The following is a 7,774-nucleotide window of genomic DNA, read 5'->3' as shown; positions in this document are numbered from 1 at the left end:
GAATGAAACAATGCCGCCATGGATGCGGCATCGTGCCGACACAATCGGAGCCGACAAGACGCATCGATACGAAGGGGTTCGGGACATGACCAGCGCAGTGAAATTCCATGCCAACAGCGATGCCGGCGCATTGCCTGCGCGGCTGCGCCCGGCCGCCACCCATGCGCCGAAAATGATTGGCCAGGCTGCCGGGCCGTTCGATGTGCCCACCGACATCGGCAAGGGCCCCTCCCTGCGCGATGCCCTGATGACTGGTCTGCTGGTGATCTATCCGACGGCGGCGACCGTGGTGGCGATCGTCGCCGGACTGTTCCTGGCCAGCGCCAACGGCACCTGAAACCGCCCGCTTCGATGGTTCCCCATTTCTGATCGACGGATTGGGCATGCGACTGGGCTTCTCCCCGTGAACGGGGAGAAGGCAGCTACGTCGGCCGGTGGAATGCCTTGCGTTCCTTCTCGACCTGCTTGCGGCAGACACAGCCCTCGAGATGGTCATTGACCAGGCCCATGGCCTGCATGAAGGCATAGACCGTGGTCGGGCCGACAAAGCTCCAGCCGCGCCTCTTCAATTCCTTCGAAATCCGCACAGACACCGCCGTGGTCGGGTTGGCGCGCAAATGGGCTAGGTCGACGATTTCGGGCCGTTCCGCCTTGCCGGGTTCGAACTTCCAGAACCAGGCGGCGAGCGATCCGAACTCGTCGACCATTTCGCGGGCGCGCTTGGCATTGTTGATGGTCGAGACGATCTTGCCGCGATGGCGGATGATGCCGGCATTGCCGAGCAGGCGTTCGACATCCTTGTCGGTGAACGCGGCGACCTTGTCGAAATCGAAGCGGGCGAAGGCCTCGCGGAAATTCTCGCGTTTGCGCAGGATGGTCAGCCAGGACAGGCCGGACTGAAACCCTTCGAGGCAGATCTTTTCGAACAGCCTGCGGTCGTCGGCCACCGGCCGGCCCCATTCATGATCATGATAGTGCAGATAGTCGGGCAGGTTGCCGTGCCAGAAGCAGCGCACGACGCCGTCGGGGCCGGCAAGCAGGCCGGTGTTTTCATTGCTCATTGCGAAAGTCCATCCGTTAATGCGCTCTGGCGCTGCTTTTACCGTGGCTTTACCAGATTCCTGAACCCGGCGGTAACCACACCAAAAGGTTTACTGACAGAACCGCATTTTACGCATTCCGATTCATGTTTCGGTTGCTGCTTGCGCGCCAATGATCGCTGGACCGGGGAGCGTTTCCACCCGGTGTATCAGACGATCCAAGGTGCGTTTCCGATGAAGAGAGTTGTGTTTTCCGTGCTCGGCGCCATGGCTGTGTTTGCCGGCGTCACACCCTCGGCCGCTGGCGACCGCTATGCCGACAGGCCGCCGGTGATGGTGAGCCCCGACCTTTCCGCCCCCTGGGTGCTGCAGCTCGGCAATGCGCCCGGCATTGTGCGGCAGAACCGCCAGCAGCCGCGCCTGCGTGCCGCGCAACCGGCACAGCCAGACCGCGTGCAGACGGCGGCCGTGCAGGCGCCGGCGAAACGCATGGTCATGCGCCCCCAGATCAACCCGATCTACCTGCCGCAGGAAGTCGCCTATGACGGCCCGCAGAAGCCGGGCACGATCGTCATCGATACGACGCAGAATTTCCTCTATCTGGTCGAGAAGAACGGCAAGGCGCGGCGCTACGGCGTCGGCACCGGCAAGCCAGGCTTCGAATGGTCGGGCACGCACAAGATCACCAACAAGCGCGAGTGGCCGGACTGGCGCCCGCCGGCGCAGATGATCAAGCGCGAAGCCGCCAAGGGCCGCTATCTGCCGACCTATCTGGCCGGCGGCATCGAGAACCCGCTCGGCGCCCGCGCGCTCTATCTCGGCACGACCGAATACCGCATCCACGGCACCAACCAGCCATGGACGATCGGCGGCGCGGTGTCGTCGGGCTGCATCCGCATGCGCAACGAGGACGTGGTCGACCTTTATGAGCGGGTCAATGTCGGAACCACGGTCGAGGTGATATGATAGCCGCAGCGAATCACTGGAAGCACATCGTTTCCTGAAGTCGGAAGGGATAACGGGGGACGGGCCGTATGGGGATGCGGTCAGTCAGGAAGGGCAGCACGGGAAACCGCGCTGCCCTTCTTCTTTGATCGGCGTCCCGCAGTTGCGACAAAGCCCGCGTGGTTGCGTCGCGCAGAAGGCATGACGCTTCGCTTTCATGCTGCCATTTCCGATGGTCTTTTGCTATGTCGGCGCCAACGCAAGAAAAGAGTCCACCCCATGTCCCTGCCCGACGACAGCCGCTATCTCAGGGGCGGCCCTGTTGCCCAGCGCATCATCGTCGCCGTGCGCGAGGATGCGAAGATTGCCAAGGCCGAGGGTTTCCCGCCCAAGCTGATCTCGATCACCGTCGGCGATACCGATGCGGTGGATGTCTATGTGCGCAACCAGCGCGCCAAGGCGCAGCTTGCCGGCATCGATTTCGAGGAACGGCGTTTTCCCGCCACCATCACTTCGGGCGAACTGGAAGCGGCCATCCACGGGCTGAACGCCGATCCACGCGTCACCGGCATCATCATCCAGCGGCCGGTGCCGGCGCATATTTCGGTCAAGACGCTGCAGGCGGCGGTGCATCCGCTCAAGGATGTCGAAGGCATGCACCCGGCCTCGATCGGCAACATCGTCTACAACCAGCTCGATCTGGCGCCCTGCACGGCGGCTGCCTCTGTCGAACTGCTCAGGGAGACCGGCCTCGACCTCAAGGGGCTGGAAGTCGTCATCGTCGGCCATTCGGAAATCGTCGGCAAGCCGATTGCTTTTCTCTTGATGAGCGAAGGCGCGACAGTCACGGTCTGCCATCACATGACGCGATCGGTCGCAGCGCATGCGCGCCGCGCCGACGCGCTGTTCGTCGCGGTGGGCAAGCCGCGGCTGATCAAGGCCGACATGGTGAAGCCAGGCGCTGCCGTCATCGATATCGGCATCAATTCCGAGATCGGGCCTGACGGGACAAGCCGTATCGTCGGCGACGTCGACACCGACAGTGTGAAAGACGTGGCCTCCTGGATCACGCCGGTGCCGGGCGGCGTCGGCCCGATCACGGTGGCGATCCTGCTGCGCAACACGATGGTGGCGCTGAGCCGCCAGCACGCGCTGTACGAGTCGACCTACGGGACCGCGGACAGGCTGGCGGCGGAGTAGGCGCCGATCCCTACTCCGCGGCGATCAGGCTCTCGTCCTGGACGCCATCCGGCCTCGGCCCGCCATAAGCCCAATCGAGCAGTTTGATGGTGTGCACCACCGGCATGCTGGCGGCCGACGCGATCTGGGTGATGCAGCCGATATTGCCGGTGGCGACGATCGAGGCGCCTGTTGCCTCGATATTTCTGACCTTGCGATCGCGCAGCTTGGCCGAAATCTCGGACTGCAGGATGTTGTAGGTGCCGGCCGAGCCACAGCACAGATGGCCTTCGCGCGGCTCGCGAACGATGAAACCGGCTTTGGCCAGCAACTCCTTCGGCTGACGGATGATCTTCTGGCCGTGCTGCATCGAACAGGCCGAGTGATAGGCCACGACCGTGCCCGGTTTGCGCACCGGCTCGGGCATGTCGAAAGCGGCCAGATATTCAGTGACGTCCTTGGCCAGCGCCGAGACGCGCGCGGCCTTGCCGGCATAGGCCGGATCGAGCCGCAGCATGAAGCCATAGTCCTTGACCGTCGTACCGCACCCGGACGCGGTGATGATGATGGCGTCGAGCCCGCCCTGGTCTATGGCGCGCGTCCAGGCATCGACATTCTGTCTTGCCGAGGCAAGTGCGGCCTCTTCTCGCCCCATATGATGGACCAACGCTCCACAGCAGCCCTCGCCCGGCGGCACCACGACCTCGACGCCGAGGCGCGTCAGCAGCGAAATCGTCGTGTCGTTGATGGCGGGATCGAGCACCGATTGCGCGCAGCCTGTGAGAATGGCGACGCGACCCTTTTTGACCCCCTGCCCGGCATGGATGCCCGGCGAGGCCATCGGCGAGGCTGTCGGGATTGAGGCAGGCGCGAGCCGGAGCATCGCGCCAAGCGGTCTCAGGGCCGGGACCTTCTCGAACAGGCCGATGAAGGGCTTGCCGAGTTTCGCCAGTTTGAGAGCGGCGCGAAAACGCCTGGGATGGGGCAGCACGAAGGCCAGCATGGCGCGAGTCAGGCGGTCGAGCGGCGGCCTGCGATAGGTCTCCTGTATGTGGGCGCGGGCGTGATCGACCAGGTGCATATAGTTCACGCCCGAGGGGCATGTGGTCATGCAGGCAAGGCACGACAGGCAGCGGTCGATATGGGTAACGATCTCCTTGTCGGCTGGACGACCGTTCTCCAGCATGTCCTTGATCAGGTAGATGCGCCCGCGCGGCGAATCGAGCTCGTTGCCCAGCGTCACATAGGTCGGGCAAGTGGCGGTGCAGAAACCGCAATGCACACATTTGCGCAGGATCCTTTCCGATTCCGCAACATGCGGGTCGGCGAGCTGGTCGGATGAGAAATTCGTCTGCATCGCTGATGTCCTAGGCCATGCGGCCGGGATTGAGGATGTTCTTCGGGTCGAATTCCTGCTTCAGCCGCAGGCTGAGCGCTGCCAGCGCCGGCGGCTGCGGCTCGAACACCGGCAGCGCGGCGCGATGGGCGGGGGCGGCGCGCACCAGCGTCGCATGGCCGCCGCCATGTTTGCGTAGCAGCCCGCGCAGCAGAGCGGCTTCCGGATCGCCCTCTTCCATGCGCAGCCACACCAGCCCGCCCTGCCAGTCATAGAAGGCGCTGACGGCCGCCTGCATGCGCAAGGTCAGCACCATCTGGTGGCCCTGGGACGGTGTCATCGACACGCGCCAGACCGGTTTTTCGCTGCCGTCGGCGAAAGGCCTGATATCGCGCACGTCGCGCCAGATCAGCCGCGAAGCCTCGCCGGGAATCTCCTCCAGCGACCCGGCCCTGCCGAGCAGCGTCTTCAGCGCGGCGATCCGATAGGCGACGGACGGGCCAAAACCTTCGACGCGCAGCAGCGTCGCAGCGTCGCTGCCGAGCGCACCGCCGGCTACACGCGCGGCGATCCGCTCCGGCAGATGGGCAGCACTCGACACTTCCGCGCTGGAGCCGAGTGCCAGCGCCATGGCGCTCGCCGCGGCGTCGTCAAGCAGGCCTCGGACCGCGAGCGTCACCTCGGTCTCGGCGGCGGGAAGCACCTTGAAGGTGACGTCGGTGAAAACGGCCAGCGTGCCCCAGCTGTTGGCCATCAGCTTCGACATGTCATAGCCGGTGACGTTCTTGACGACGCGACCGCCCGACTTGAAGGCTTCGCCCCGGCCGGACACGACCTTGACGCCAAGGATATGATCGCGCGCCGCACCCGCCTTCAACCGGCGCGGACCGGAGAGGTTCGCGCCAAGCACACCGCCGATCGTGCCCCTGCCCTGCTCGCCGCCGAGCAGCGGGCCGTAGTCCATCGGTTCGAAGGCCAGCTGCTGGCCGTTGTCCGCCAGCAGCTTCTCGATCTCAGCCAAAGGCGTGCCGGACCTTGCCGACAGCACCAGTTCGGCGGGTTCATAGAGGGTCACGCCGGTGAGTTTCGATAAATCGAGCGTGTGCTCCGTCTGCAGCGGCCGGCCAATGCCGCGCTTGGAGCCGTGGCCGACAATTTCGAGCAGCGAGCCTTCCGCCACCGCCCAGCCGACGGTGGAGAGGGCCTCGTCCGAGGTAATGGGAGTGAAGGTGGTCATGGCTGTCTCTGGTTCTGATCGCCCATCGCTCTCAAAACCTCGGAATGTCCGGGAACGGCAGCTTGCCGCCGGAGATGTGCATGCGCCCCAGCTCGGCGCAGCGGCGCAGTTGCGGGAAGACTTTTCCGGGGTTGAGCAGGTGATTGGGGTCGAAGGCGCATTTGACGCGCATCTGCTGGTCGAGGTCGACCTGGTTGAACATTTCCGGCATCAGGTCGCGCTTCTCGACCCCAACCCCATGTTCGCCCGTCAGCACGCCGCCGACCTTGACGCAGAGGCGCAATATGTCGGCGCCAAAACTTTCGGCCTTGTCGAGTTCGCCGGGAACATTGGCATCGTAGAGGATCAGCGGATGCAGATTGCCGTCGCCGGCGTGAAAGACATTGGCGACGCCGAGACCGTATTTTTCCGACAGCTCGCGCATGCCGGCGAGCACGCGCGGCAGCTCCTTGCGGGGGATGGTGCCGTCCATGCAGTAATAGTCGGGCGAGATGCGGCCGACCGCAGGGAAAGCCGCCTTGCGGCCGGCCCAGAAGCTCAGCCGCTCCTGCTCGGATTGCGAGATCCGGCAGGTGGTCGAGCCGTTGCTTATGGCGATCGCCTCGACCGCAGTGATGAGGTGATCGACCTCGACGCCCGGCCCGTCGAGTTCGACGATCAGCAACGCCTCGACATCAAGGGGATAGCCGGCATGGACGAAATCCTCGGCGGCATGGATCGCCGGCCGGTCCATCATTTCCATGCCGCCGGGGATGATACCGGCGCCGATGATGTCGGCGACGCACTGGCCACCCTGCTCGCTGGTCGGGAAGCCGATCAGCAGCGCGCGCGCCGTTTCCGGCTTCTTCAATATGCGGACCGTGACTTCGGTGACGACGCCGAGCAGGCCTTCGGAACCGGTCATCACGCCAAGCAGATCGTAGCCTTCGGCATCGAGATGGCTGCCGCCGAGCCTCACCACCTCGCCATTCATCAGCACCATCTCGATGCCGAGCACATTGTTGGCGGTGAGGCCATATTTCAGGCAGTGCACGCCGCCAGAATTCTCCGCGACATTGCCGCCGATCGAGCAGGCGATCTGGGAGGATGGATCGGGGGCGTAATAAAAGCCCTCCTGCTCGACGGCGGTGGTGATGCCGAGATTGGTGACGCCCGGCTGGGCGACGACGATACGATTTGGAAAATCGATCGCCAGGATGCGGTTGAAGCGGCTCATCACCAGAAGCACCGCGTCTTCCAGCGGCAGCGCACCACCCGACAGCGAGGTGCCGGAACCGCGCGGCACGACGCGGATGTTGCGGTCGTTGCAGTATTTTAGCACGCGCGAGACCTGCGCCACCGTCTCGGGCAGAACGACGACCAGCGGCAATTGCCGATAGGCGGTCAGGCCATCGCTCTCGAAGGCGCGCATGGCATTGGCCGCGTCGACCACGCCCTCGCCCGGCACGATGATGCGCATGTCGGCGACGATCTCGTCGCGCCGGCGCATCGTGGCGTCGTCTGGTTCGGGCATGGCCAGGCCGGACATCAGCAGCCTCATTTTGCTTGACTGGTCAAAATCTTTTACCAGTGAAGCGCGCTGGTTGCAAATGCCGCGGTGATGGGAGCCCCCCACGGTCGGCCGGGACAGGCTTCCGCAGCGGCAATCTGCCGCTATTCGGCCGGATGCCTGGCGGGCTCGGAATGCATCCGGCGCACGCGACGCACGCCCCACCAGACCAGCAGGATGGCGACCGGCACCGAGGCAGCGGTGACGACTTCGGGCGCGAAAGCATGGCCGAAGATCGAGGCGCCCTTGGCGACATAACCGATGAGGCCGACGACGTAGTAGGACACGGCGGCGACCGAGAGGCCTTCGACGGTCTGCTGCAGGCGCAGTTGCAGCCGCGCGCGGTTGTTCATCGAGGCGAGCAGGTCGCGGTTCTGCTTCTCGACCTCGACATCGACCCAGGTGCGCAGCAGCGTCGTGGCGCGGGTCAGTTTGCGCGACAGATTGGCTTGCCGCTCCTCGACGGAACGGCAGGTGCGCATGGCCGG

The 7,774-nt window shown here is 64.7% G+C and carries 8 protein-coding genes; 3 read left to right on the top strand and 5 right to left on the bottom strand.

The features are described 5' to 3' along the window. On the top strand, window positions 1-337 hold a 337-nt coding region (locus C1D09_RS13040), incomplete at its 5' end, for a hypothetical protein (protein WP_342780224.1). An 85-nt stretch (window positions 338-422) separates the two neighbouring features. Here the strand turns inward: C1D09_RS13040 and C1D09_RS13035 are convergent. Further along, window positions 423-1,061: a DNA-3-methyladenine glycosylase I gene (locus C1D09_RS13035; protein WP_143974708.1), complete on the bottom strand. Its 639-nt coding sequence runs from the start codon at window positions 1,059-1,061 to the stop codon at window positions 423-425. Window positions 1,062-1,274: 213 nt separating this feature from the next. Between C1D09_RS13035 and C1D09_RS13030 the strand changes: the two genes are divergently transcribed. Both C1D09_RS13030 and C1D09_RS13025 read left to right on the top strand, forming a co-directional pair. After that, the gene (locus C1D09_RS13030) at window positions 1,275-2,006 is read left to right on the top strand and encodes a L,D-transpeptidase (RefSeq protein ID WP_143974707.1); all 732 of its coding nucleotides are present in this window, start codon (window positions 1,275-1,277) and stop codon (window positions 2,004-2,006) included. Window positions 2,007-2,264: 258 nt separating this feature from the next. Then, a complete protein-coding gene (locus C1D09_RS13025) occupies window positions 2,265-3,185 on the top strand; it encodes a bifunctional 5,10-methylenetetrahydrofolate dehydrogenase/5,10-methenyltetrahydrofolate cyclohydrolase (RefSeq protein ID WP_143974706.1) in 921 nt (306 codons plus the stop codon). A gap of 10 nt (window positions 3,186-3,195) precedes the next feature. Here the strand turns inward: C1D09_RS13025 and glcF are convergent, their stop codons facing one another. From glcF to C1D09_RS13005, 4 genes are all read right to left on the bottom strand, one after another. After that, on the bottom strand, window positions 3,196-4,521 hold the full coding sequence (gene glcF, locus C1D09_RS13020) for a glycolate oxidase subunit GlcF (RefSeq protein ID WP_143974705.1): 1,326 nt from the start codon (window positions 4,519-4,521) through the stop codon (window positions 3,196-3,198). 10 nt (window positions 4,522-4,531) lie between these two features. After that, window positions 4,532-5,737, bottom strand: a complete 1,206-nt coding sequence (locus C1D09_RS13015; RefSeq protein WP_143974704.1) for an FAD-binding protein — start codon at window positions 5,735-5,737, stop codon at window positions 4,532-4,534. Window positions 5,738-5,768: 31 nt separating this feature from the next. Then, on the bottom strand, window positions 5,769-7,265 hold the full coding sequence (locus C1D09_RS13010) for an FAD-linked oxidase C-terminal domain-containing protein (protein ID WP_143974710.1): 1,497 nt from the start codon (window positions 7,263-7,265) through the stop codon (window positions 5,769-5,771). Between the two features lie 125 nt (window positions 7,266-7,390). Next, window positions 7,391-7,774, bottom strand: a 384-nt coding sequence (locus C1D09_RS13005) for a DUF3422 family protein (RefSeq protein ID WP_143974703.1), incomplete at its 5' end; no start/stop codon positions are given.

It is taken from the genome of Mesorhizobium intechi, assembly GCF_002879535.1.
Lineage (GTDB): Bacteria > Pseudomonadota > Alphaproteobacteria > Rhizobiales > Rhizobiaceae > Mesorhizobium > Mesorhizobium intechi.
This window is presented reverse-complemented; position numbering and strand designations above follow the sequence as displayed.

Bases quoted from the DNA above. Each gene is read 5' to 3' on its own strand.
- C1D09_RS13035 (WP_143974708.1), bottom strand. From the start codon at position 1,061: ATGAGCAATGAAAACACCGGCCTGCTTGCCGGCCCCGACGGCGTCGTG.
- C1D09_RS13030 (WP_143974707.1), top strand. From the start codon at position 1,275: ATGAAGAGAGTTGTGTTTTCCGTGCTCGGCGCCATGGCTGTGTTTGCC.
- C1D09_RS13025 (WP_143974706.1), top strand. From the start codon at position 2,265: ATGTCCCTGCCCGACGACAGCCGCTATCTCAGGGGCGGCCCTGTTGCC.
- glcF (WP_143974705.1), bottom strand. From the start codon at position 4,521: ATGCAGACGAATTTCTCATCCGACCAGCTCGCCGACCCGCATGTTGCG.
- C1D09_RS13015 (WP_143974704.1), bottom strand. From the start codon at position 5,737: ATGACCACCTTCACTCCCATTACCTCGGACGAGGCCCTCTCCACCGTC.
- C1D09_RS13010 (WP_143974710.1), bottom strand. From the start codon at position 7,265: ATGTCCGGCCTGGCCATGCCCGAACCAGACGACGCCACGATGCGCCGG.